The 23871-nt window shown below is 74.7% G+C and carries 27 protein-coding genes and 1 pseudogene; 12 read left to right on the forward strand and 16 right to left on the reverse strand.

Annotation, left to right across the window (positions count from 1 at the left end; translation table 11 throughout):
• Positions 1 to 54: 54 nt before the first annotated feature.
• From ACI79A_RS13330 to ACI79A_RS13340, 3 genes are all read right to left on the reverse strand, one after another.
• Positions 55 to 462, reverse strand: a complete 408-nt coding sequence (locus ACI79A_RS13330; protein WP_457083870.1) for a helix-turn-helix domain-containing protein — start codon at positions 460 to 462, stop codon at positions 55 to 57.
• The gene (locus ACI79A_RS13335) at positions 462 to 1943 is read right to left on the reverse strand and encodes a SulP family inorganic anion transporter (protein WP_457083872.1); all 1482 of its coding nucleotides are present in this window, start codon (positions 1941 to 1943) and stop codon (positions 462 to 464) included. Before ACI79A_RS13335 ends, ACI79A_RS13330 begins: the two co-directional genes overlap by 1 nt.
• Before the next feature lie 90 nt (positions 1944 to 2033).
• Positions 2034 to 3290, reverse strand: a complete 1257-nt coding sequence (locus ACI79A_RS13340; protein WP_457083874.1) for an MFS transporter — start codon at positions 3288 to 3290, stop codon at positions 2034 to 2036.
• Positions 3291 to 3411: 121 nt separating this feature from the next.
• On the opposite strand from ACI79A_RS13340, the gene moaA reads away from it, so the two are divergent.
• From moaA to ACI79A_RS13355, 3 genes are read left to right on the forward strand one after another with little or no spacing between them, the layout of a single operon-like run.
• Entirely contained in the window at positions 3412 to 4461 is a 1050-nt protein-coding gene (gene moaA, locus ACI79A_RS13345; protein ID WP_457083876.1) for a GTP 3',8-cyclase MoaA, read from the forward strand.
• Between the two features lie 3 nt (positions 4462 to 4464).
• The gene (locus ACI79A_RS13350; RefSeq protein ID WP_457083878.1) at positions 4465 to 4707 is read left to right on the forward strand and encodes a MoaD/ThiS family protein; all 243 of its coding nucleotides are present in this window, start codon (positions 4465 to 4467) and stop codon (positions 4705 to 4707) included.
• A 4-nt stretch (positions 4708 to 4711) separates the two neighbouring features.
• Positions 4712 to 4924, forward strand: coding sequence for a hypothetical protein (locus ACI79A_RS13355; protein ID WP_457083880.1), 213 nt, complete (start codon positions 4712 to 4714; stop codon positions 4922 to 4924).
• A gap of 9 nt (positions 4925 to 4933) precedes the next feature.
• Here the strand turns inward: ACI79A_RS13355 and ACI79A_RS13360 are convergent, their stop codons facing one another.
• The 9 genes and pseudogenes from ACI79A_RS13360 to ACI79A_RS13400 all read right to left on the reverse strand — a co-directional run bounded on the left by ACI79A_RS13360 (position 4934) and on the right by ACI79A_RS13400 (position 11542).
• Complete coding sequence (locus ACI79A_RS13360; RefSeq protein WP_457083882.1) at positions 4934 to 6535, reverse strand: SpoIIE family protein phosphatase; 1602 nt, start codon at positions 6533 to 6535, stop codon at positions 4934 to 4936.
• A gap of 134 nt (positions 6536 to 6669) precedes the next feature.
• Entirely contained in the window at positions 6670 to 7089 is a 420-nt protein-coding gene (locus ACI79A_RS13365) for a molybdenum cofactor biosynthesis protein MoaE (protein WP_457083885.1), read from the reverse strand.
• A 21-nt stretch (positions 7090 to 7110) separates the two neighbouring features.
• Positions 7111 to 7686 carry a nucleotidyltransferase family protein gene (locus tag ACI79A_RS13370; RefSeq protein ID WP_457083887.1) on the reverse strand — a complete coding sequence of 192 codons (576 nt, stop codon included), beginning with the start codon at positions 7684 to 7686 and terminating at the stop codon, positions 7111 to 7113.
• Positions 7687 to 7698: 12 nt separating this feature from the next.
• Positions 7699 to 8154 (reverse strand): TOBE domain-containing protein, encoded by a 456-nt coding sequence (locus ACI79A_RS13375; RefSeq protein WP_457083925.1) that lies wholly within the window; start codon positions 8152 to 8154, stop codon positions 7699 to 7701.
• 120 nt (positions 8155 to 8274) lie between these two features.
• Positions 8275 to 8745, reverse strand: a pseudogene (locus ACI79A_RS13380) (ATP-binding cassette domain-containing protein); the annotation flags it as partial.
• Positions 8742 to 9548 carry an ABC transporter permease gene (locus ACI79A_RS13385; protein ID WP_457083889.1) on the reverse strand — a complete coding sequence of 269 codons (807 nt, stop codon included), beginning with the start codon at positions 9546 to 9548 and terminating at the stop codon, positions 8742 to 8744. The gene ACI79A_RS13385 and the pseudogene ACI79A_RS13380, both read right to left, overlap by 4 nt.
• Positions 9549 to 9558: 10 nt before the next feature.
• On the reverse strand, positions 9559 to 10302 hold the full coding sequence (modA, locus tag ACI79A_RS13390; RefSeq protein ID WP_457083891.1) for a molybdate ABC transporter substrate-binding protein: 744 nt from the start codon (positions 10300 to 10302) through the stop codon (positions 9559 to 9561).
• Positions 10299 to 10691 (reverse strand): TOBE domain-containing protein, encoded by a 393-nt coding sequence (locus ACI79A_RS13395; RefSeq protein ID WP_457083893.1) that lies wholly within the window; start codon positions 10689 to 10691, stop codon positions 10299 to 10301. Before ACI79A_RS13395 ends, modA begins: the two co-directional genes overlap by 4 nt.
• Before the next feature lie 68 nt (positions 10692 to 10759).
• Positions 10760 to 11542, reverse strand: a complete 783-nt coding sequence (locus ACI79A_RS13400; RefSeq protein ID WP_457083895.1) for a polyprenol monophosphomannose synthase — start codon at positions 11540 to 11542, stop codon at positions 10760 to 10762.
• A 168-nt stretch (positions 11543 to 11710) separates the two neighbouring features.
• Here ACI79A_RS13400 and ACI79A_RS13405 point away from each other — a divergent pair, with 168 nt between their 5' ends.
• The 3 genes from ACI79A_RS13405 to ACI79A_RS13415 are packed head-to-tail and all read left to right on the forward strand — an operon-like array spanning position 11711 to position 15169.
• Positions 11711 to 11977 (forward strand): hypothetical protein, encoded by a 267-nt coding sequence (locus ACI79A_RS13405; RefSeq protein ID WP_457083897.1) that lies wholly within the window; start codon positions 11711 to 11713, stop codon positions 11975 to 11977.
• A 4-nt stretch (positions 11978 to 11981) separates the two neighbouring features.
• Positions 11982 to 13406: a phospholipid carrier-dependent glycosyltransferase gene (locus ACI79A_RS13410; RefSeq protein WP_457083899.1), complete on the forward strand. Its 1425-nt coding sequence runs from the start codon at positions 11982 to 11984 to the stop codon at positions 13404 to 13406.
• Positions 13407 to 13462: 56 nt separating this feature from the next.
• A complete protein-coding gene (locus ACI79A_RS13415; protein ID WP_457083901.1) occupies positions 13463 to 15169 on the forward strand; it encodes a RecQ family ATP-dependent DNA helicase in 1707 nt (568 codons plus the stop codon).
• 21 nt (positions 15170 to 15190) lie between these two features.
• On the opposite strand, the gene ACI79A_RS13420 is transcribed toward ACI79A_RS13415, so the two are convergent.
• Both ACI79A_RS13420 and ACI79A_RS13425 read right to left on the reverse strand, forming a co-directional pair.
• Entirely contained in the window at positions 15191 to 15859 is a 669-nt protein-coding gene (locus ACI79A_RS13420; RefSeq protein ID WP_457083903.1) for an ABC transporter ATP-binding protein, read from the reverse strand.
• A gap of 14 nt (positions 15860 to 15873) precedes the next feature.
• Positions 15874 to 16359, reverse strand: a complete 486-nt coding sequence (locus ACI79A_RS13425; RefSeq protein ID WP_457083905.1) for an ABC transporter permease — start codon at positions 16357 to 16359, stop codon at positions 15874 to 15876.
• A gap of 284 nt (positions 16360 to 16643) precedes the next feature.
• On the opposite strand from ACI79A_RS13425, the gene ACI79A_RS13430 reads away from it, so the two are divergent.
• From ACI79A_RS13430 to ACI79A_RS13450, 5 genes are all read left to right on the forward strand, one after another.
• Entirely contained in the window at positions 16644 to 18305 is a 1662-nt protein-coding gene (locus ACI79A_RS13430; RefSeq protein WP_457083907.1) for a carbamoyltransferase family protein, read from the forward strand.
• Positions 18306 to 18428: 123 nt separating this feature from the next.
• Positions 18429 to 18887 carry a DUF4383 domain-containing protein gene (locus tag ACI79A_RS13435; protein WP_457083909.1) on the forward strand — a complete coding sequence of 153 codons (459 nt, stop codon included), beginning with the start codon at positions 18429 to 18431 and terminating at the stop codon, positions 18885 to 18887.
• Positions 18888 to 18969: 82 nt separating this feature from the next.
• Positions 18970 to 20181, forward strand: coding sequence for an acyl-CoA dehydrogenase family protein (locus ACI79A_RS13440; protein ID WP_457083911.1), 1212 nt, complete (start codon positions 18970 to 18972; stop codon positions 20179 to 20181).
• A 78-nt stretch (positions 20182 to 20259) separates the two neighbouring features.
• Positions 20260 to 20769 carry a SigE family RNA polymerase sigma factor gene (locus tag ACI79A_RS13445; RefSeq protein WP_457083913.1) on the forward strand — a complete coding sequence of 170 codons (510 nt, stop codon included), beginning with the start codon at positions 20260 to 20262 and terminating at the stop codon, positions 20767 to 20769.
• A 1-nt stretch (position 20770) separates the two neighbouring features.
• The gene (locus ACI79A_RS13450) at positions 20771 to 22123 is read left to right on the forward strand and encodes a hypothetical protein (RefSeq protein ID WP_457083915.1); all 1353 of its coding nucleotides are present in this window, start codon (positions 20771 to 20773) and stop codon (positions 22121 to 22123) included.
• Positions 22124 to 22197: 74 nt separating this feature from the next.
• Here ACI79A_RS13450 and ACI79A_RS13455 read toward each other — a convergent pair whose 3' ends face one another.
• Together ACI79A_RS13455 and ACI79A_RS13460 are read right to left on the reverse strand one after the other, a co-directional pair.
• Positions 22198 to 22395 carry a hypothetical protein gene (locus tag ACI79A_RS13455; RefSeq protein ID WP_457083917.1) on the reverse strand — a complete coding sequence of 66 codons (198 nt, stop codon included), beginning with the start codon at positions 22393 to 22395 and terminating at the stop codon, positions 22198 to 22200.
• Positions 22396 to 22404: 9 nt separating this feature from the next.
• Complete coding sequence (locus tag ACI79A_RS13460; protein ID WP_457083919.1) at positions 22405 to 22911, reverse strand: GbsR/MarR family transcriptional regulator; 507 nt, start codon at positions 22909 to 22911, stop codon at positions 22405 to 22407.
• A gap of 95 nt (positions 22912 to 23006) precedes the next feature.
• On the opposite strand from ACI79A_RS13460, the gene ACI79A_RS13465 reads away from it, so the two are divergent.
• Positions 23007 to 23871, forward strand: an 865-nt coding sequence (locus ACI79A_RS13465; protein ID WP_457083921.1) for an ATP-binding cassette domain-containing protein, incomplete at its 3' end; no start/stop codon positions are given.

Below are 23871 nucleotides of genomic sequence, written 5' to 3' on the forward strand. Positions count from 1 at the left end.
CCGGCCGCTCCCGCGATTACCCGCGAGAGATCTCACCCGCCGCACCGGGAATGCTCAGCCGTTGGCGGCCAGGTGTCCGGTCAGGCTCTCGGCGAACCCCTCGGCCACCGCGAGCTGCTCGCGCAGCGCGGTCACCCGGGCGGTGGCCGCCTCGTGGAACATCCGGAGGCGGTCCAGCAGCTGCGCGCGGTCCCCCTCCCCCCGCGCCAGGTCGGCGAGCAGGGTGAGCAGCTCGTGCATCTCCTCGAGGGTGAAGCCCAGCGGCTTCATCCGCTTGATCACCTCGAAGCGGGCGACGTCGGCCTCGCTGTAGAGCCGGAAACCGCCGTCGGTGCGTGCGGTGGGGACGACGAGGCCGTTCTCCTCGTAGAACCGGATGGTGCGCAGGCTCAGCCCGGTGCGCTCGGCGACCTGCCCGATCTGGACCAGGCCGCCGCCGGCGGACGCGGTGGCCGGCGGCATCAGTGCGCCCCGGCCAGCTGGCCCGAGTGCCGCTCGTAGCGGTCCGCCGAGTGACCGGTGAGCCCGACGACCCGGACCTGCTTGCCGCGCACCTCGTACTTGTGGGTGATCGCGTCCAGCGCGGCGACGGTCGAGGCGTCCCAGACGTGCGCGTCGGTCAGGTCGATGACCACGTTCTGCGGATCGCCGGCGTAGTCGAACTGCGTGTACAGGTCGTTGCTGGAGGCGAAGAACAGCGCGCCGTGCACCTGGTAGACCCGGGTGTCGGCGTCGGCGCCCGGGACGCTGGTGACCTCGACGAGGTGGGCCACCCGGCGGGCGAAGAGCACGCAGGCGACGAGCACGCCGGCGGCCACCCCGATGGCCAGGTTGTGCGTGATCAGCGTGCCGGCGACGGTCGTGAGCATCACCGCGGTCTCGCTGAGCGGCATCCGGTGGATGGTGCGCAGGCTGTGCCAGTCGAAGGTGGCGATCGACACGAAGACCATCACCGCGACCAGCGCGGCCATCGGGATGATCGCGACGACGTCGCCGAGCGCCACCACGAGCACCAGCAGCAGGGCACCGGCCAGGAAGGTCGACAGCCGCGTGCGGGCGCCGGACTTCACGTTGATCATGGTCTGGCCGATCATCGCGCAGCCGCCCATGCCACCGAAGAGGCCCGAGGCGATGTTCGCGGTGCCCTGGCCCCAGGACTCGCGGCTCTTGCTCGAACCCGTGTCGGTGATGTCGTCGACCAGCTTGGCCGTCATCAGCGACTCCATCAGCCCGACGAAGGCGACCCCCAGGGCGAAGGGCGTGATGACGGCCAGCGTCTCGAGGGTGAACGGAACGGCCGGGATGCCGAAGAAGGGCAGGCTGTCGGGCAGGGCGCCCTCGTCCCCGACGGTGGGGACGTCCCACCCGGCGGCGACGACCGCGCCGGTCACCAGGACGATCGCCACCAGGGGCGCCGGCACGGCCGTGGTGAGCCGCGGCAGCCCGAAGATGATCAGCAGGCCGACGGCCGCCAGCGGGTAGACCAGCCAGGGGACGTCGACCAGGTGCGTCAGCTGCGCGGTGAAGATCAGGATGGCCAGCGCGTTGACGAAGCCGACCATGACGCTGCGCGGGATGAACCGCATCAGCCGAGCGAACCCGATCAGGCCGAGCACGACCTGGAACACGCCACCGAGGACGACGGCGGCGAACAGGTACTCGACGCCGTACTCCAGGGCCAGCGGCGCCACCACCAGCGCGATCGCGCCGGTCGCGGCGGTGATCATCGCCGGGCGGCCACCGGTGAACGCGATGACCACCGCCATCACGAACGACGAGTAGAGACCCACCCGCGGGTCGACCCCGGCGAGGATGGAGAAGCTGATCGCCTCGGGGATGAGCGCCAGGGCGACGACGAGGCCGGCCAGGATCTCGGTGCGGGCGACCGTGGGACTGAGCCAGGCGGGGCGGGTCAGCCGTGGCGTGGGCAGGGCGGTGGGCACGCAGTGACTCCAGGGGGTTTCCGGCGCAGGGCGGACAGCCCGCGCGAACTGCGCACCACCTTGCCCGACAAAACTCCCCTGACGTAAGGGTCAGGTGATGAGGTCTGGGTCACGCCCGGCCGTTGCCTCCGCCACGACAGGGGCGTCCGGACGGCGGAGCACCAGCCACCCGGCGACGCCGACCAGGCCGGCCAACGCCGCGCCGAGGGCGGGGACGGCGAACGCGCCCTCGGCACCCCAGGCGTCCACGGCGGCACCGGCCAGCGCGGAACCCGCGGTGACGCCGACGGTCAGCCCGGTGGAGGTCCAGGTCAGCCCCTCGGTGAGCGCTGCCCGGGGCACCCGCGACTCGACCAGCGACATGCCGGCCACCAGCACCGGCGCGATGGTCAGCCCGGCGAGGAAGGCCAGGCCGACCAGCATCGGCAGCGAGTCGACCAGGTACAGCGTCTGCGCCGCGACGGCGAACAGCAGCGCGCAGGCCAGGAACCGGCTGACCAGGGTGCCGGGCAGCCGGAGCACGCCGTAGGCGAGCCCGGCGACCAGGCTGCCCGCGGCGTAGGTGGACAGCGCGATGCCGGCCGCGGCCGGGTGCCCCTCCGCGTCGGCGAACCCGACGACCACCACGTCGATCGCGCCGAACACGCTGCCCATCGCCAGGTAGGTGACCGCGATCGCCACCAGGCCGGCCGTGAGAACCCGCACCCGGGGCCGCGGCTGACCGGCGACCCGGCGCTCCACCGGCGGCGCGCTGGCCTCCAGCCGGGAGAGCACCAGCCCGCCGACGACGCCGAGCAGCAGCCCGGTCAGGAAACCGGCGGGCGGGGACACCGCGGCCGCGAGCACGGTGACCAGCGGCGGCGCGGCCACGAACACCACCTCGTCGGCGACGGACTCGAAGGCGAAGGCCGTCTGCCGCTGCGCGGGGTCCGGCAGCGCGTGCGCCCAGCGGCTGCGCACCACCGACCCGACGTTGGAGCCGCTGGCCCCGCAGACGGCGGCCAGGGCGAACCAGGCCCAGCGGGGCCCGTCGGCCACGACCACCGCGACGAAGGCCAGGCCGGTGACCAGGTAGAGCAGCGCCGTCCAGCGCAGCACCGGGCTCTGCCCGATCCGGTCCATCAGCCGCGCCCACTGCGGGCTGGCGATCGCGAAGGACAGCGACAGCGTGCCGGCGACCGCGCCGGCCAGGGCGTAGCTGCCGGTCTCCCCGGCGACGAGCAGCACCGATCCCAGCCCGACGGTCGCCATCGGCACCCGGGCGAACCAGCCGGCCAGGGAGAAGGCCCGGGCGCCGGGCACGGTGAACAGCTGGGCGTAGGGGGAGAAGACGGTGCGGGGGGACACGGTTCTCGTTCTCGCGCTCTCTGGCCACAGGCGAGTGCGGGGGTGCCCGCCGGACCCTCGGGTGGCGGTGCCGAACGTAGCAGCGCGCCCCCGGTGCGCGTGCGCCACTACATTGGGTCAGGTGACGACCTCCAGCCCCCTGCCCGACCCGCGGGTGCGCCCGCAGGTCACCCCGGGCACCGGCGGCCTGGTCGACCGGCACGGCCGGGTCGCCACCGACCTGCGGGTGTCGCTCACCGACCGCTGCAACCTGCGCTGCACGTACTGCATGCCGCCGGAGGGGCTGCAGTGGCTGCCGAAGATGGAGCAGCTCACCGACGACGAGGTGGTCCGGCTGGTCCGGATCGGCGTCGAGCTGCTGGGCGTGCGCGAGGTGCGGTTCACCGGCGGCGAGCCGCTGCTGCGCCCGGGGCTGCCCGGCATCGTGGCGGCCAGCACCGCGCTGCGCCCCCGGCCGGAGGTCTCGCTCACCACCAACGCGATCGGGCTGTCCCGGATGGCGCCGGCGCTGGCCGCGGCCGGGCTGGACCGGATCAACGTCAGCCTCGACACCCTGGACCGCGACCGGTTCAAGCAGCTGACGTACCGCGACCGGCTCGACGACGTGCTGGCCGGCCTGCGGGCCGCGCGGGACGCCGGCCTCACCCCGGTGAAGGTCAACGCCGTCCTGCTGCACGGGATCAACGACGTCGACGCCGTCCCGCTGCTCGACTTCTGCCTGGAGCAGGGCTACGAGCTGCGGTTCATCGAGCAGATGCCGCTGGACGCCCACCACGCCTGGACCCGCGGCCGGATGGTCACCGGCGAGGACATCCTCGAACGGCTCTCGGCCGCGCACACGCTCACCCCGGCCGAGGAGGACCGCGGCTCCGCCCCCGCCGAACGCTGGCTGGTCGACGGCGGGCCGGCCACGGTGGGCGTGATCGCCTCGGTCACCCGGTCCTTCTGCGGCGCCTGCGACCGCACCCGGGTCACCGCCGACGGCCAGGTGCGCAACTGCCTGTTCGCCCGTGAGGAGTCCGACCTGCGCGGCCCGATGCGCGAGGGCGCCACCGACGCCGAGCTGGCCGACCGCTGGCGGATCGCCACCCTGGGCAAACTGCCCGGCCACGGCATCGACGACCCGTCGTTCCTGCAGCCCTCGCGGCCGATGTCCGCGATCGGGGGCTGAGGCATGAGCATCACCGTGCGGTACTTCGCCGGTGCCCGCGCCGCCGCGGGCGTGGACACCGAGTCGCGGGAGGCGGCCAGCCTCGAGGAGCTGGTCGGGCAGATCGTCGACGCCCACGGCGAGCGGCTGGAGCGGGTGCTCACCGCCTGCTCGTTCCTGGTCGACGGAACGCAGACCCGGGACCGGTCGTTGGTGCTGGCGCCCGGTGCGGTGGTGGACGTCCTGCCGCCCTTTGCAGGAGGTTGATGGCATGAGCGTGTGGGACAAGGCCAAGGCCAAGGTCGAGCAGGCCGTGGGTCACGCCGAGGAGGTCTGGGGCCAGTCGCACGGCGACGTGGCCGCCGCCCTCGACGGCGAGGCGCGCCGGCTGGAGGGCGAGGCCGAGGAGGAGCAGGCCGAGCAGGAGGGCGCCGAGCGGCACCGCCCGGACGACGACGGGCTGGCCGGCGCCGGAAGCCGCTGACCTCGGCGGTCAGCGGCTTCCGGGCCCCCCGCCGAGGCGGATCGCCACCACGGCGACGTCGTCCTCCGGCCGGCCGTGCACCAGCCGGTCCAGCAGCTCGTCGCACAGCTGATCCAGCGGCAGGCCGGCGAGCTCGACCGCGATCCGCCGCAGCCGGGCCATCCCCTCGTCTAGGTCGCCGCCGCGGCGCTCGATGAGCCCGTCGGTGTACAGCAGCACCGTCGTCCCGCAGTCGAGGGTGACCACCGACTCCGTGCGCTCGGCGGTGGCGTCGACCCCGAGCATGAGGTCGCCGCGCCAGTCGGCGAGCGCGGCGAGGGTGCCGTCGGGGTGGATCACCAGCGGCGGCAGGTGCCCGGCGTTGCTCCAGCGCATCCGGGTGAGCCCACGGTCGGCCTCCGCCGGCGTCTGCTCGAAGCGGGCCACCGCGGCGGTGGCGTAGGTGTCCACGTGCAGCTGGGCCATCGCGGCGTCCAGGCCGCGGAGCACCTCCCCCGGGCCGGCGTCGCTGTAGGTGGCGACGCCGCGCAGCAGCGCCCGCAGCTGGCCCATCGCCGCGGCGGCGGCGGTGTCGTGACCGACGACGTCGCCGATGACCAGCATCGTCGCCCCGGACGGCTGGGTGAACGCGTCGTACCAGTCGCCGCCGACCCGCGCGGCCTCCGCGGCAGGGGTGTACCGGACCACCACCTCGGCCTGGTCGTCCTCGTAGCCGCCGGTGAGCAGGCTGCGCTGCAGCGCCTCGGCGAGCTGGCGCTGCTGGTCGAACAACCGGGCGTTGTCCAGCGCCAGGCCGACCCGGTCGGCGACCTCGCGCGCGGTCGCCACCTCCGGCGGCCCCACGGCGCGCCCGCTCCCCGAGTAGAGGGTGAGCGCGCCCACCGTCCGGCCCCGCGCCCGGACCGGCAGGGTGACCAGGGTCGTGGCCCCCAGCTGGGCGAAGACCTCCAGCGACTCCCCGGCCGGCAGCAACGACCGGCCCACCCGGGTCACGGCCGTCTCCCCGCCCAACGCCCGTGCGACCGGGCTGTCCGCCGGCATGGACGCCAGCCGCAGCTCCACGTACCGCTCCACGAGCGGCTGCAGGGCGGGGTCCGGGTGCCACCAGCCGACGTCCCGGGGGCGCCCCTCCTCGTCCAGCACGGTGAGCACGCACCAGTCGGCCAGCGCCGGCACGATCAGCCGGGGGATCCGCACGGCCGCGGTGCCGAGGTCGAGCGTGCCGGCCAGCTCGGCGCTGATCCGGGCCAGCACCGCCAGCCGCTCCTGCACCAGGCGCCGCTCGGTCACGTCGGTGAAGTACATCGCCAGACCCCGCTCGGAGGGCACCGCCCGCACCTCGATCCAGCGGTCCAGCGGTCCGGGGTAGTACCCCTCCACCACCGCCGGGATCCCGGTGTCCATGCACTCGCGGTAGACGCGACCGAACTCGTTGTCGGCGTTGGCCGGGAACGCCGTCCAGAAGTCCTGGCCGAGCAGCTCCTCCCGGGACCGCCTGACCACGGCCTCCCCGGTCGCGTTGAGGTACGTGATCCGCCACTCGGTGTCGACCGACAGGTAGCCCATGGGCATCGCCTCAAGCACGCGGGCGTCGCCCTCGTGGCCTGCCATCGGCTGCACCTCCCCCGGTGACCGCTCTGCGGCCGGGGCGGCGGAGCTGCCCGCCCGGTTCGGGGACGAGCAGTCCTGTTATGCCATGACGGTTCGATGACGGGCAAGCAGCCGCACCACAGCGGCCCCACCGGTCACGGGCAGGCGACCCACTCCTCCTCGCCGTCGGTGAACACCTGGCGCTTCCAGATCGGCAGCCGGGCCTTCACCTCGTCGACCAGCTCCGCGCAGGCGGCGAACGCCTGCCCGCGGTGCGCGGCGCTCACCGCGCACGCCAGCGCGACGTCGCCGATGCCCAGCAGGCCGACCCGGTGGGAGACGGCGACGGAGCAGACCTCCGGCCGCGCGGCGAACTCGGCGGCGATCTCGGCGATCAGCTCCGGGGCCGTGGGGTGGCCGACGTACTCCAGCTCGGTGACCGAGCGGCCGCCGTCGTGGTCGCGGACCACGCCGACGAAGGAGACCACCGCACCGGCCGCCTTGTCAGCGACGGCCTCCTCGTGCTCGGCGACCGAGAGCGGCTCGTCGGTGACCCGGGCCAGCAGCGTGCTCACGGCGGCGACGGTACCCGCGGGTCACGGCGCCGGGGGCACGTCCAGGTCGGTGGGGTCGGCCAGACCGGTGCAGTCGACCTCGGCGACGTCGCGGCCGGCCAGGTAGCCGCGCGCGCCCTCGTCGCCGGTCGCGGTCTCCGCGACGCCGGCCCAGTGCTCGCGGCCGAGCAGCACCGGATGGCTGCGGACGCTGTCGTAGGTGGCCACCGCCAGGGCATCGGGGGCGGCGTGCGCGGCGACCCGGGCCAGCGCCTCCGGCGTCATCCCGGGCATGTCGACCAGCTGCACCAGGACGGCGTCGACGCGGCCCGGCCAGCCGCGCAGCCCGTCCAGGCCGGTGCGCAGGCTGGAGGCCATGCCGGTCGCCCAGTCGCGGTTGGCCAGCACGGTGGCGCCGGAGAGGTCCGCGCGCTGCCACACCTCCACGGCGGAGGCGCCGAGGACGACGAGCACCGGGTCGCACACCGCCGTCGCCGTCCGCACCGCCCGCTCGACCAGCAGGCTGCCCCGGTACTCGACCAGGGCCTTCGGCATGCCGTACCGCCGGCCGCCCCCGGCGGCCAGCACCAGCCCGGCGACGGGCGCATCGGACGTCATCCGCCCACTCTCTCAGCGGGGGTGCACGGTGATCTCGCTGGCCTTCACCGCGGCCCACACCCGGGCGCCGGGGGCCAGGGCGAGCTCGGCGAAGGACGCCGCGGTGACGTCGGCGGTCAGCGGCACCTCCCCGGCCAGGTCGCAGCGCACCACCGAGCCGTGCGGCGTGGCGGCGACCAGCTCCACCGGCCACACGTTGCGCGGGCTCCCACCGGGCCGCTCCAGGTGCAGCGCCACCGACTCCGGCCGGACGGCGGCGAAGACCGGGCCGTGCGCCGGCTCCGCGATCGACACGGTGCCGCCGCCGTCGAGCGCGACCGACGTCCCCGCGGCGACCCCGGGCAGCAGGACCAGCCCGACCAGCCGGGCGACGTAGTCGGTGCGCGGGCGCCGGGCCACCTCCGCCGGCGTGCCGGTCTGCACGACCCGCCCGTCCTCGACCACCAGCACCCGCCCGGCCAGCGCCATCGCGTCCACCGGGTCGTGCGTGACCAGCACCGCACTGCCGGCGTAGTCGGCCAGGTGGCGGTGCAGCTCGGTCCGGACGGCGAGCCGGGTCCGCGCGTCCAGCGCCGACAGCGGCTCGTCGAGCAGCAGCACCCGCGGGTCGCCGACCAGCGCCCGGGCGAGCGCGACCCGCTGCCCCTGCCCCCCGGACAGCTCCCCGGGGCGGCGGGCGCCGAGATCGGCGAGCCCGACCCGGTCCAGCCACGCCGCAGCCGCGGCGCGGGCGTCGGCGCGGCGAGCCCCGCGGGAGCGCGGGCCGAAGGCGACGTTCTCGGTGACCGTCAGGTGCGGGAACAGCAGGGAGTCCTGGAAGACCATGCCCAGCGACCGGCGGTACGGGGGGAGGTGCACGCCGGGGGCGTCCCAGACCTCGTCACCGACCCGGACCCGGCCACCGTCCGGGCGCAGCAGCCCGGCCAGGACCCGCAAGACGGTGGACTTGCCGGCCCCGTTCGGCCCGAGCACCGCGAGCACCTCGCCCTCGGCGACGGACACCTCGACGTCGAGGGTGAACCCGCCGCGGTCGACGACCACGTGCGCATCCAGGGTCATCCGGCCGCCCGCCCCAGCCAGCGGTCGCGGAGCAGCAGCAGGGTGGCCAGCGAGACGCCGAGCAGCACCAGGGACAGGGCGATCGCCGCCTCCGGGTCCGACTGCAGCGCCAGGTACACCGCCAGCGGCATCGTCTGCGTCGTCCCGGGGAAGTTGCCGGCGAAGGTGATGGTCGCACCGAACTCGCCCAGCGCCCGCGCCCAGCACAGCACCGCGCCCGCGGCGATCCCCGGGGCGACCAGCGGCAGCGTCACCCGGCGGAACGTCGTCCACCGGTCGGCGCCGAGGGTGGCCGCGGCGTCCTCGAACCGGGCGTCGGCGGCCCGCAGCGCCCCCTCCACGCTGATCACCAGGAACGGCATCGCCACGAACGTCTCGGCGAGGACCACGGCGGTCGTGCTGAACGGGACGGTGATGCCCCACGACTCGTACAGCCAGCCGCCCACCAGGCCCTGCCGGCCGAGCACCAGGAACAGCGCGACCCCGCCGACCACCGGGGGCAGCACCAGCGGCACGGTCACCAGCGCCCGCAGCACGCTGCGCCCGCGCGCCCGGGAGCGGGCCAGCACCCAGGCGAGCGGGACGCCGAGCAGCAGCGACAGACCGGTGGCCAGGGTCGCCGAGACCAGCGACAACCGCAGCGCCGAGCCGACCGCCGGCTCCGCGAGCAGGCTGGGCAGCTGCGACCAGGGAGCGCGCAGCACCAGGCCGAGCAGCGGCAGCACCAGGAAGACGACAGCGAGCACCGCCGGCACCAGCAGTGGTGCCGGCGCCCCGGCCTGCCGCCCGGGGCGCGACCTCACGGCGCGGTGCTCACGGGGTGCGGAAGCCGGCGTCGGCGAGAGCCTGCTGCCCGGCGGTCCCGAGCACGAGGTCGACGAACGACCGTGCGGCCGCCGGGTTCGGTGCGCCGGTCAGCACGGCGACCGGGTAGGCGTTGACCTGCTCCTCGGCCGCCGGGACCGGGATGCCCGCGACCCGGTCACCGGCGGCCCGCACGTCCGTGGCGTAGACCAGCGCGGCGTCGACCTCGCCCAGCTGCACCTTGGTCAGCGCGGCCCGCACGTCCTCCTCCTCGGTGTCCGGCCGGGCGGTGACGCCCGCGGCGGCGAAGAGCGCCCGGGCCGCGGCACCGCACGGGACGGCGGGGGCGCAGACCGCGAGGGTGCGGTCCTCGTCGGCGAAGTCGGCGAGGCCGGTGACCCCGCCCGGGTTGCCGGCCGGGACGGCGATCTCCAGGACGTTGCCGGCGAAGACGACCGGGTCCTCGGCCAGGCCGCCGTCGGAGACCACCGCCATCCGCGATCCGTCGGCCGACGCGAACACGTCCGCGGGCGCGCCCTGGGTGATCTGGGTGGCCAGCGTCGCGCTGCCGGCGAAGGTGAACTGCACGGTCAGGCCCGGGCGCTGCGCCTCCAGCTCGGCGCCCAGGTCGGTGAAGACGTCGGTGAGCGAGGCGGCGGCGAAGACGGTGAGCGTGCTGCCCCCGTCGCCCGCCGGCGCCCCGCAGCCGGCGAGCAGCAGCGCCGCGACGCCGCCGGCGACCAGCTGCTTCACGGCACGTCCACGCTGACCTGGGTGGCCTTGACGGTGGCGACGGCGCGGGCGCCGACGTCCAGGCCGAGCTCGTCGGCGGCCTCCCGGCTCATCAGCGACACCAGCCGGAAGGGGCCGGCCTGGATCTCGACCTGGGCCATCACCCCGTCGCGCAGCACCCGGGTGACGATCCCGGCCATCCGGTTGCGCGCAGACGAGGACCGGGTGACCCCCGGCGGCGGCGCCTCGTGCAGCTCGGCGGCCACCCGGGCGAGATCGGCGCCGTCGACCCGGGCGGGGCCGGCGTCGCGGGAGGCGGCGAGCCGGTCGGCCTCGATCCAGCGCCGCACGGTGTCGTCGCTCACGCCGAGGAGCGCGGCAGCCTCGGCGATCCGATAGGTGGCAGGCACCGGCGCACCGTAACCACCGCAGCTGCGGACCTACAAGCGGCCGTCATCCGCAGGTGCGGCGAGGAGGCTCAGGCGAGGGCGCGGCGGCGGAGCAGCACCGGGTGCCGGCCGCGGACCGGCCGCTCCTCGCCCCGGGCCGGGCGCAGCGAGGCCAGCGACCAGACGCCCACGCGGACCAGCGCCTCGCGGATGATCCGGCCGCTCATCTTGCTCTGCCCGAACTCGCGGTCGGCGAAGACGATCGGCACCTCGGCCAGCCGCAGGCCCCGGGACCACACCTGCCGGGCCATGTCGATCTGGAAGCAGTACCCCTGCGACTGGACCGACCCCAGGTCCAGCTGCTCCAGCGCCTGCCGCCGGAAGGCGCGGAAGCCGCCGGTCGCATCGCCCAGCGGCAGGCCGAGGGCGACCTGGACGTAGCGGTTCGCGGCCCGGCTGAGCAGCTCGCGGTGCCGCGGCCAGTCCTGCACCCGACCGCCGGGCACCCAGCGCGAGCCGAGCACGGCGTCGGCGGTGGCGAGCCGGTCCAGCAGCCGCGGCAGGTCCTCGGCGCGGTGCGACCCGTCGGCGTCCATCTGCGCGATCACCGCGTAGCCCTGGTCCAGCGCCCAGCGGAAACCCTGGACGTAGGCCGGGCCGAGGCCGGCCTTGCCGGGGCGGTGCACCACGTGCACCCGGGGGTCGGCGGCGGCGATCCGGTCGGCCAGGGCGCCGGTGCCGTCCGGGCTGTTGTCGTCGATGACCAGGACGTGCGCGTTCGGGACCGCCTGCAGGACGGCGGACAGCGTCCGGGGCAGGCTCTCGCGCTCCTGGTACGTGGGGATGCAGACGCACACGTCTCGAGGGGTCACCGTCCAGGCCATTGCCGTCACCCGGCTGCTGGACACCTGGACGAGGACACGATCGTGCAACGAATTCGAGACCAGCCGAGATCGGATCGTTACCGGCCCGCGTGGGTACGCGCCCGGAGGTGCGGTCATGGGACGGAGGACCGTTTCACCCGATCCCAGGAGCACCCCATGAACCGCATGACCCGCGGCATCGCCGCCGCTTCCTTCTCCGGCCTGATCGTCTTCGGCCTCGGCGCCTGCGGCTCCGAGGAGGAGGGCACCGTCGAGGTCACCGAGACCGAGCAGGTCACGGAGACCGAGGAGCAGTCGACCGAGGTCACCGAGACCCTCGAGCCCACCGAGACCGAGGTCAGCACCGAGACCGAGGCCGTGGAGACCGAGACCGAGGTCAACACCGAGACCGAGACGGAGTTCAGCACCGAGACCGAGGGCTGATGCGTTGAGCACAGTCGCTCCCGACGTGGAGCACCGAGCAGCGGGCGGTGCCTTCCGGCGCCGCCCGCTGTGGGTCCGGGTGCTCCCGCTCGCCCTGCTCCTGCTGGCCGCCGCCGTACGGCTTTGGGCGCTGGGCGACCCCGGACGGCTCTACTTCGACGAGAAGTACTACGTGCAGGACGCCGTGGACTACCTCAACCGCGGCGTCGAGGAGGGCCGGCCGGTCCACCCCCCGGTGGGCAAGTGGGTCATCGCCCTGGGCATCGAGCTCTTCGGCAGCGCCACGCCCACCGGCTGGCGGATCGGGGTGGCCGTCGCCGGCTCGCTGACGGTCCTCCTCACGTACGTCTGCGGCCTGCGGCTGTTCCGGCGCCCCGCCCCCGCCGCCCTGGCCGCCCTGCTGGTCTGCCTGGACGGGCTCGCCGTCACGACCAGCCGGATCGGCATGCTCGACGCCACCCTCGGGCTGTTCGTCGTCGCCGCGTTCTGGCTGGTGCTGATCGACCGGGACGCCCGCCGGGCCGCCCGCGGCCCCGGCGAGCCGCTGCGCCGGTCGCTGCTGGGCTCCCGGTACCGGTGGCTGGCCGGCGTGGCGCTGGGGCTGGCCATCGCCACCAAGTGGTCCGGGCTGCTCGCCGTCGCCGCCGCGGGCCTGCTGGTGCTGGGCACCGAGCTGGCCGGACGGAGCGAGGGCCTGCCCCGGGCGGCCCGTCGCGGCATGGCCGTGGCCGCCGGTGGCGTGCTGAGCCTGCTGCTGGTGCCCGCCGCGGTCTACCTGACCAGCTACGCCGGCTTCTTCACCCACTACTCCGACAGCCGCGCCGCCGAGGTCGCCTGCGCCGCCGGCGACTGCGGCACGTCGGCGGGTGACCGGCTGGAGACCTGGGCCGAGGACCAGGCCGGCGTGGTCGCTTACCACGGGAGGCTGGAAGCCACCCATCCGTACCGCTCCAGCCCGCTGGGCTGGCCCTGGCTGCAGCGCCCGGTCCTGACCTACGCCGCGGAGTGCGCCGCCACCGCGGACCCGGACGACTGCGCCGTCCCCCCGGGCACCAAGGCCCGCATCGTGCAGCTGGGCAGCCCCGCGCTGTGGTGGCCGGCGCTGCTGGCCTACCCGGTGCTGCTGTGGCGCGCCGTCGCCCGCCGGGACGGGATCGCCGCCAGCATCCTCGTGCCGCTGCTGCTGCTGTGGGCCCCGTGGCTCGCCGCAGGCAAGCCCGGCTACTTCTTCTACCTGGTGCCGGCGGTGCCGTTCATCGCCTTCGCGCTGGTCCGCGCGGTCCAGGTCGGGCCGCGCCCTCGGCTGGTCGGCGCCGGGGTCGCCGTCCTGACGGTCGCGGCTTTCGCGTTCTTCGCCCCGATCTGGCTGGGGCTCCCGACGCACCCCGAACTGCTGGACCTGCGGTACTGGCTGCCCACCTGGCGGTGACCGGGGCCGCACCGGTGCGTCGTTTGCCGATCTCGGGGGTCGGGCAGATGGCGCCGGTGACGAGCACCCAGCAGGACAACCCCGTCGGCGGCTCCGCGTCGGCGCGCACCCGGCGCATCCGGGAGACCGCTCGCGAGATGCTCGGGTTCGAGGACTTCCGCCCCGGCCAGGAGGAGGCGATGAAGGCCGTCGCCGCCGGCCGGGACACCCTGGCGGTGCTGCCCAGCGGCGCCGGGAAGTCGGCGGTCTACACGGTGCTGGGCACGCTCCTGGAGGGGCCGGTGCTGATCGTCTCGCCGCTGATCGCGCTGCAGCGGGACCAGGTGCAGCGGCTGGCGGAGCTCGGCGAGAAGGCCGTCGGCCAGGCCGCCGTGCTCAACTCCAGCCTCTCCGGCGGCGACCAGCAGGCGGTGCTCGACGGACTCCGTGACGGAACGGTCCACTTCTGCTTCCTCGCGCCCGAGCAGCTGGCCAAGCCCGAGGTCGTGGACGCGATCCGCGAGGCCGGGCCCGCGCTGTTCGTCGTCGACGAGGCGCACTGCGTCTCGGCGTGGGGGCACGACTTCCGCCCCGACTACCTGCGCCTGGGTGGCGTGGTCGAGCAGCTCGGCCACCCGACCGTGCTGGCGCTGACCGCCACCGCCGCGCCGCCGGTGCGCGCGGAGATCCTCGAGCGGCTGGAGATGCACGACCCGGAGGTCGTCGTCGCCGGCTTCGACCGGCCGGAGATCCGGCTGGAGGTCGAGCAGCACGCCGACGCGCACGGCAAGCAGGCCGCCGTGCTCGACCGGGTCACCGAGCTGACCGGGCGCGGCACCGGGATCCTCTACAGCGCCACCCGCCGCGGCACCGAGGAGTTCGCGCACGCGCTCACCGAACGCGGGCTGCGGGCGCAGGCCTACCACGCGGGGCTGAAGAAGAGCGACCGCGAGGAGGTGCAGCGGGCCTTCATGGCCGACGAGCTGGACGTCGTCGTCGCCACCACCGCCTTCGGCATGGGCATCGACAAGCCCGAGACCCGGTTCGTGGTGCACGCCGAGCCGGCGGACTCGATCGACAGCTACTACCAGGAGATCGGCCGGGCCGGCCGCGACGGCGAGCCGGCCACCGCCGTGCTGGTCTACCGGCAGGAGGACCTCGGCATCCGCAAGTTCTTCGCCGCCGGCGCCCCGGCCGAGGAGGAGCTGCAGCAGGTCGCCGGGCTGGTCCGGGCCGGCGTCGAGGCCGGCATGGACGGCGTGGACGTGAAGGAGCTGCGCGAGGAGACCGGCCGGCCCGCGACGCCGCTGGTGCGCGACCTCAACCTGCTGGAGCAGGCCGGCGCCGTCGTGCTGGACGACGAGGGGACGGCGTCCCCCGCCCCCGACGCGCCGGCACCCGGAGAGGCCGCGGCAGCCGCCCGCGAGCTGGCCGAGCACCACATCCGGGTCGACGAGAGCCGGATCGAGATGATGCGCGGCTACGCCGAGACCACCGGCTGCCGGCGCCAGTTCCTGCTCGGTTACTTCGGGGAGCAGCTCGACGAGCCGTGCGGCAACTGCGACAACTGCAGCGCGGGGCTGTCCACCGAGCAGCACACCGCCGACGCCGACCACCCCTTCCCGGTCGACCTGGCCGTGGAGCACACCGAGTGGGGCCCGGGCGTCGTCATGCGCCACGAGGACGACCGGGTGGTCGTGCTCTTCGAGGCGGTCGGCTACAAGACCCTCGCGCTCCAGGCCGTCGTCGACAACCGGCTGCTGACCGCCCGCACGGGCCGCTGACCCCGGCAGCCGACGCCGCGATCAGCTCCTCGGCGGGCTGAGCTCCAGCCGCCACCGGCACTGGTCGGCCACCCAGCGGTCGTGGGTGATCACGATGACCGGGACGCTCTCCGCGGCCCTGCGCAGGGCGGCCACGACGTCCCGCGTCGTGGCCTCGTCGAGGTTGGCGGTGGGCTCGTCCGCGACGACCAGTGCCACGTCCCGCGCCAGCATCCGCGCGATGGCCACCCGCTGCTGCTGTCCGCCGGACAGCTCGGCGATCCGGCGGTCCCGCATCTCCGCCAGGCCCATGGCCTCCAGGGCGCGCTGGGCGCGGGGCACCCGCTGTTCCTCGTCGATCTCCGCATCGCCCATGTCCAGCAGCAACATCTCCCACGGCGTGTAGTCCGGCAGCAGCCCGTAGTCCTGGGGGATGTAGCCGATCCGCCGCCGGTGGAGCTGCCGCTCGTCGTCCTGCCGCCCCTGCGCCAGGACCGACCACTCCTGCCCGAGGACCTTGACCGACCCCTCGTACGGCGCCTGCTCCTGCCCGCCGATCAGCGCGCCGAACGTGGACTTGCCCGCACCGCTCTGCCCGACCACGGCCACCAGTCCGGGACCCGTCACGTCGAACTCGTCGATCGAGAGCACCGTCGGCCCGTCCGGGAAGGAGAAGCGCAGTCCCCGGACCTCGACGACCTTCTCCGCCAACGCGCCACTCTCCGTCACTGTTGGGCCTGCACGCTCTTGGGGGACTGGCCCGCGGCCACCCAGGCCGGGACCGTGGTCGCAGCGCCGGCCAGCAGGATGGTGACCGGGAAGGCCGCCAGCAGGGACACGGCCGTGAACGAGACCGGCAGGACGGTGAACTCGCGGACGGCGAGCCCGCCCACGATCCCGGCGGCCTCCCCCACCATCGCCCCACCGAGGACCGGGGGCGCCATCTCCCGGAGGAAGTCGCGCACCAGCCGGCTGCGGAAGACCCCGCTCTGCCGGCGGATGCCGATCTCACGCTTCCGCGACTGCATGAGCACCCAGCCCACGGTCGCCGTCGCCGCAGCCGTCTGGACGACCATGGCCAGGGTCACCGCGACCGTCAGCTCGCGGAGGATCGACTCGATCAGGTCGACGTCGACCACGCCGGCCGCGCGCACCTCGGGGGTGCCCAGGTCGCCGCTGATCCGGTCCGACACCCCGTAGGAGAGCGACATGAGCAGGACGGAGAACCCGACACCCATCGCGACGGAGGCCCCGGATACCACGCGCCACGGGCCACTGCGCGGTGTGCGACCGCCCGAACGCATGCGTGCCCCTTCCGTTGGGCCGACTGGGCGCAGAACGTACCGGCCGACTGCTGCACAAGATCACACCGGGTGACACGGGGTCACCCGCACGCGTGGGTGACCCGGACGCCTTTCGGCGTGCGCGTTCCCCGCCGTGGCTTGATCATGAGCGAGGACCGGGCGGATCGCGCCCGGCCGGGAGGAGCGCGCGCGTGAAGGTCCTGGGCATCAACGCCATCTACCACGACCCGGCGGCGGCGCTGGTCGTCGACGGGAAGGTCGTGGCCGCGGCCGAGGAGGAGCGGTTCAGCCGGCGCAAGCACGGCAAGCGCCCGCTGCCGTGGAGCGCCTGGGAGCTGCCCGAGCTGTCCGCCGCCTGGTGCCTGAAGGAGGCCGGGATCCGGCCCGAGGAGCTCGACGCGGTCGCCTACTCCTTCGACCCGGCGCTCATGGGCACCCCGGAGGAGTCGGGGCTGTTCGACGACGGCGACGTCATGCGCAAGAAGTACGCCGAGATGGCCCCGGACTTCCTGGCCCACGCGCTGCCCGGCCTGGACCCGGCGAAGGTCCGGTTCGTCAAGCACCACGTCGCCCACGCCGCGTCGGCCGGCCTGGCCGCCCCCGGTCGCGAGGGCCGGCGCGACAACGCCGTCCTCGTGCTCGACGGTCGTGGTGAGGCGCACAGCCACCTGGCCGGCCGCTACGTCGACGGGCAGCTGGAGGTGCTCGCCGGCCAGGCGCTGCCGCACTCCCTCGGCCTGATGTACGAGGACCTCACCGACCACCTGGGCTTCCTGCGCAGCTCCGACGAGTTCAAGGTCATGGCGATGGCCTCCTACGGCAAGCCGCGCTTCCTCGGCGACCTGACCGAGCTCATCCGGGCCACCGACGACGGCGGCTTCCGCACCGAGAAGATCGACTTCACCGAGTTCGCCCCCCGCCTGGGCAAGGGCGACCAGTGGACCTCCGACCACGCCGACCTCGCCGCCAGCGTGCAGACCCGGCTGGAGGAGGTGCTGGTCGACCTGGCCACCTGGGTGCACGAGCAGACCGGGGAGAAGACCCTCACCCTGGCCGGCGGCACCGCGCTCAACTGCGTCGCCAACACCCGGATCCTGGCCGAGAGCCCGTTCGAGCAGGTCTGGGTGCAGCCGGCCGCCGGCGACGCCGGTACCGCGCTGGGCGCCGCCCTGCACGTCGCCCGCGAGCTCGGTGAGGAGACCCAGCCGATGCCCGGCGCGGCGCTGGGCCGCGGCTGGAGCGACGACGAGATCGAGAAGGTGCTCGCAACCGCGGCGATCGACTACGAGCGCCCCGACGACGTCGCCGAGGCCGTGGCCGAGGTCCTCGCCGACAACGGCATCGTCGCCTGGTTCCAGGGCCGCAGCGAGTACGGCCCGCGCGCGCTGGGCCACCGCTCGTTGCTGGCCCACCCCGGCTTCGAGGCCAACCTCGAGCGGATGAACGACGTCAAGGGCCGCGAGCAGTTCCGCCCGGTGGCGCCGATGGTGCTGCTGGAGAAGGCCCCGGAGATCTTCAGCCGCGGCCCGATCCCCTCGCCGTACATGCTGTTCGTGCACGACGTGGCCCCTGAGTGGCGTGACCGCATCCCCACGGTCACCCACGTCGACGGGACGGCGCGGATCCAGACCATCGACCCGGAGACGTCCCCGCTGGTGCACCGGATGATCTCGGCGTTCGAGCGGCGCACCGGGCTGCCGGTCGTGGTCAACACCAGCCTGAACACCGCCGGCCGGCCCATGGTCGACGACCCGCGGGATGCGCTGGAGTGCTTCGGCTCGGCCCCCGTCGACCTGCTGGCCATCGGCCCGTTCGTCGTCCGCCGCCCGAAGGCCACGCCCCGCCCGGCCTAAGATCACGATCCGGGAACGACCGTCGCCCGTTCGGGTGGCGGTCGTTTCCGCTGCCCGGACCTGGGAACTGCCTGTGATGGCCCGCTGAGACCCGGCGGCCCGACGACATCACGGAGGGCACCCATGACCGCAGCAGACCACGGCACCGGCAACCGAGGCATGACCTGGCCGCAGATGCTGGCCATGGCGATCGGTGTGATCTACACGCTGATCGGCATCATCGGCTTCTTCATCACCGGCTTCGACGACTTCGCCGCGCACACCGACGAGACCCTGCTCGGCTTCTCGATCAACCCGCTGCACAACATCGTGCACCTGGTGATCGGCCTGGCCGGCATCGCGCTGGCCCGGAAGCTCAGCACCGCCCGGACCTACGGGTGGCTGCTCGCCGTCGGCTACGGCGCCGCGTTCATCTACGGCCTGTTCGCCGCCGGCGAGGAGGAGCCGCTGAACTTCCTCAGCATCAACTGGGCGGACAACTGGCTGCACCTGGCCAGCGTGATCGCCGGCCTGGCCATCGCGCTGGGCCCGGTGAAGGACGCGACCACCCGCGGCCGGGACGAGTCCCTGCGCACCCGCTGAGCCACACCCCCGATCGCACGACCGCCCCGGACGCCAGCCGGCGTCCGGGGCGGTCGTGCGTCGGCACGGCTACGGTCCCGGCATGGAATTCAGCCTGTCCGCCCGGGCCGAGGACGTCACCGGCCGGATGTGGGACTTCATGCGGGAACGGGTGTTCCCCGCCGAGCCGGTGTACGACGCCTGGCGGGCCGCCCGCGGGCACGACGACCACGGGCACCCGCCGGTGCTCGAGGAGCTCAAGGCCGAGGCGCGGGCCCGTGGGCTGTGGAACCTCTTCTCCCCCGAGCTCTCCGGGCTGAGCAACCTGGAGTACGCCAGCGTCGCCGAGGTGACCGGCTGGTCACCGGTGATCGCGCCGGAGGTGACCAACTGCGGCGCCCCGGACACCGGCAACATGGAGACGCTGATGCTCTTCGGCACGCCGGAGCAGAAGACGCGCTGGCTGGAGCCGCTGCTGGCCGGAGAGATCCGGTCGGGGTTCGCGATGACCGAGCCCGACGTCGCCAGTTCCGACGCCCGCAACATCCAGACGTCGATCGTGCGCGACGGCGACGAGTACGTGGTCAACGGTCGCAAGTGGTGGACCAGCGGCGCCGCCGACGAGCGCTGCCAGGTCTTCATCGTCATGGGCAAGACCGACCCCGACGGCGCCGCGCACCGGCAGCAGTCGATGGTGCTGGTGCCCCGGGGCACCCCCGGCCTGGAGATCGTCCGGCACCTGCCGGTGTTCGGCTACCAGGACCAGCACGGGCACTCGGAGCTGCGGTTCACCGACGTCCGGGTGCCGGTGGCGAACCTGCTGGCCGGGGAGGGCGACGGGTTCCTGATCGCCCAGGCCCGGCTGGGCCCCGGCCGGATCCACCACTGCATGCGCGCGCTGGGCATGGCCGAGCGGGCGCTCACGCTGATGGTCGAGCGGGCCAAGGCCCGGGTCGCCTTCGGCCGGCCGCTGGCCGAGCAGGGCACCGTCCGGGAGCTGATCGCCCGCTCGCGCATCGAGATCGACTCCGCGCGGCTGCTGGTGCTCAAGACGGCCGACCTCATCGACCGGCACGGCGCCAAGGGCGCCCGCACGGAGATCGCCGCGATCAAGGTCGCCGCGCCGCAGGTGGCCTGCGACGTGATCGACCGGGCGATCCAGGTGCACGGCGGCGCCGGGGTCAGCGACGACACCGTGCTGGCCCGGTTCTACGCCAGCGCCCGCACGCTGCGGATCGTCGACGGGCCCGACGCGGTGCACGTCCGCTCGGTCGCGCGGGAGGAACTGGCGCGCGAGCGCCCCTGGCACGGCTGAAGGTCACGACTCGGTCACGGTGACACCCCTACGGCGCCTCCCACGGCGTCCTAGGGGGTGACGTCGGGAGGAGACCGGGTGCGAGCCGACCACGAGGCGGGGTTCGAGGCGTTCGTCGCCGCGCGCTCCGACGACCTGCTGCGGGTGGGCTTCCTGCTGACCGCCGACCGGGGTCACGCCGAGGACCTGCTGCAGACGGCGCTGCTCAAGGCCTACCGCAACTGGGGGCGGATCTCCCGCGAGGACCCCTACCCCTACGTGCGCAAGGTGCTGGTCACCAGCGCGGCCAGCTGGCGACGCCGGCGGGCGACCCAGGAGATCGTCGCGCTCCCGGCGCACGACGTCGCCGGCCCCGACCCGACCGACGACGTCGCCGAGCGGGACCGCATGGCCACCGCGCTCGCCGCCCTGCCGCCCCGGATGCGGGCGGTGCTGGTGCTCCGCTACGGCGAGGACCTCGGCGAGGCGGCCACCGCCGCCGCGCTGGGCTGCTCGGTGAACACCGTCAAGAGCCAGACCACCCGAGGGCTCGCCCGGCTGCGTGCCGTGCTCGGCGAACTTCCGACCCCTGCCCACTTGGAGTGCTGACGTGGACCTCATCGACGTCGAGACCGAGCTCCGGTCGCACCTGGCGAACCGGCCCGCCCCACTGGCCCCCGACCCGCGGGACCTGGTGACCCGCACCCGCGACCGGCACCGCCGTCGCCGCAGGCACCAGGCCGTCGTCGCCGGCGTCGGGCTGTCCGTGGCGCTGGTGTTCGGGTCGGTCCCGGTGGTGGGCGCCCTGCTGCCCGAGCCCCGGACGGCGGGCGACGCAGCCGCACCCTCCCGGACGGTGACGACCACGAGCCTCTACGACGTCCCCGTCCGCGGGGCGCTCGCCGACGACGCGGCGTGGCTGCAGGCGGTGGCCGCTCTCCCCTGGCGGTCCGACGAGTTCGACCCGGACACCCCCCCGCCCGTGGACAGCCACCGGGTGGCCTGGGCCGGAGACGTCGCCGGTACACGCATCGCGCTGGTGCTGGGCAGCCAGGACGGCCGGCTGACCGGAACCTGGTTCACCGGTCCGGACGGCGCCGCGCCCGGTGAGCTGACCCAGGCGACCGGGGTCCAGCGCCTGCTGCGGAACCAGCCGGTGGCGTTCGTCGACGTGCCGGACGGGAGGTCGTCCGGCGTCCTGGTCGTGGTGGGCCTGCCTGGCGACACCGTGGAGTACGTGGACGGCACCACCGTCACCGCCAGCGGCGAGGAGCAGGTGGAGCGGCGGCAGCTGCCCGGGGAGGACGGCGTAGCGGCCGGCGAGATCAGCGGCCCCCGCGGCTTGCCTCTGGGGGTGCGGGCCGTCGTCCTGCGGAACGGCCAGGAGCTCGACTCGATGAGCTACATGACCACCGACCGCGCTGATGCCGTCGCCCAGACGCCCGCCGAGGGGCTCACCGACCCACGTGGCCTGCGCTCCCGGGTCTCCGAGCAGGCGGTGCAGACCGTGCTGGGGATGGCGGTCCGCACCTACGGGCCCGGCCTGGACGGCGCGACCCCGGTGCTGCTCGCCGCCGGGTCGACCGGGTCCGGGGAGATGGTGCTGGCCGGGTTCACGTTCCGCTCCGGCGCGACGCTCCTGGTGGTCGGCTCCACCCGGCACGGCGTCGACGGCTCCACCACCGGCTCGGCGTCGACCGCCGACCCACAGCCGGCCGGCGTCCCGCTGACGGACCAGCTGCTGGCGGTGCCCCTGGACGGGGACCTCGCGCTGAGCGGGCCGCCGGACGCCGCAGTGGCGGAGGTGCTGGATGCCGCCGGGGCACGCCTGGTCACCGTCCCCCTGGTCAGCGGGTCGGGGGTGGGCACCGCGGGCGACGGTCCGGCGGCGGCCACGGTCCGGTTCCTGGGCGCGGACGGCAGCGTGCTGGCCCAGGCCCCGGTCACCGAGCTGGCCCGGTGACCGGGGAGCCCGCGTCGGTCATCGCCATGCGGCAACTGGCCGAGGAGGCCCACCGGCGGCCGCGCGGCCGGTGGTCAGCCGCGCGGCGCGCGGCGGTACAGGACGAACCCGACCGCCGCCAGCGCGACGCCGAGCACCAGCTGGCCGATGCCGACGCCGGCCCGGTCGGCGCCGAACCAGGTGACGCTGGAGACCAGCAGCACGGCCGCGATGCCCAGCACGAGCAGGGCGACGAGTCGTTCACTGGGGCGGCGGGGGGCGGGTGAGGTCACGCGCCGACCCTACGGCCGGGCAGCTGCCGACCCGGAGGCCCGCCGGTCCCGCTCGGCGGGCCACCGCTCGAGCATCGCGGCGAGCTCCTCCCGGAAGTAGGCGAAGAAGTCGCGGGTCTCGGCCAGCCGCCGACCACCGGGCCGCTCGTCGCCGAGCTCGACCACCCCGCCCGCGACCACCCGCTCGTAGTGCTCCAGCACGCCGATCCGGGCGGCGAAGAACCGGGACCAGAGGTCCTCGTCGTGCAGCACGTAGAGGTCGCTGCGGGTGCCCGGCTCCCGCTCCCGGGTCAGGAACCCGATCTGCACCAGCTGGCGCACCGCGCCGCTGATCGCCGCGGGGCTGACCTGCAGGCCCGCGGCGAGCTCGGTCGCGGTGTACCGGTCGGCGTCGTCGGCGAGCGCGTAGGCGAGCACCCGCGCGGCCATCGGCTGCATGCCTGTCTCGCGCAGCACCAGGGCGAACCGCTCCACGAAGCGGAGCAGCGCCGCCCGTTCGGCGTCCTCGTCGGCCACCGGCTCTCCTCTCCTGGTCGGGGAGGCGAGGCTACCCGTTCGTAGCAACATCAATGAGGTTCACAAACTTGTGAACGGTGTGTAGCTTCGCCGCCATGACCGAGGTGATCGCGGTGTCCGGGCTGGTGAAGACCTTCGGCCGCACCCGGGCGCTGGACGGGCTCGACCTCACCGTGCGCGCCGGCGAGGTGCACGGCTTCCTCGGCCCGAACGGCGCCGGCAAGTCCACCACCATCCGGGTGCTGCTCGGGCTGCTGCGGGCCGACTCCGGCGACGTCCGGCTGCTCGGCGGCGATCCCTGGCGCGACGCCGTCGCCCTGCACCGCCGGCTCGCCTACGTGCCCGGCGACGTCGTCCTGTGGCCCACCCTCAGCGGCGGGGAGGTCATCGACCTGCTCGGCCGGCTGCGCGGCGGCCTGGACCCCCGGCGCCGCGCCGAGCTGCTGGACCGCTTCGACCTCGACCCGCGGAAGAAGGCGCGCACCTACTCCAAGGGCAACCGGCAGAAGGTCGCGCTCGTCGCGGCGCTGGCGTCCGACGCCGAGCTGCTGGTGCTCGACGAGCCGACCTCCGGGCTCGACCCGCTGATGGAGGCGACCTTCCAGCGCTGCGTGCAGGAGGTCCGCGCCGAGGGCCGCACGGTCCTGCTGAGCAGCCACATCCTCGCCGAGGCGGAGGCGCTGTGCGACCGGGTGAGCATCATCCGGCAGGGCCGCACGGTGCAGAGCGGCAGCCTGGCCGAGCTGCGCCACCTCACCCGCACCGCGGTCACCGCGGAGACCGACCGCCCGGTGCCCGGGCTGGCCGAGCTGCCCGGGGTGCACGGGCTGGAGGTGACCGACGGCCGGGGGGGGGGGGGGGGGGGGGGGGGGGGGGGGGGGGGGGGGGGGGGGGGGGGGGGGGGGGGGGGGGGGGGGGGGGGGGGGGGGGGGGGGGGGGGGGGGGGGGGGGGGGGGGGGG

The sequence above is a fragment of the Modestobacter sp. SYSU DS0657 genome, from assembly GCF_054050925.1.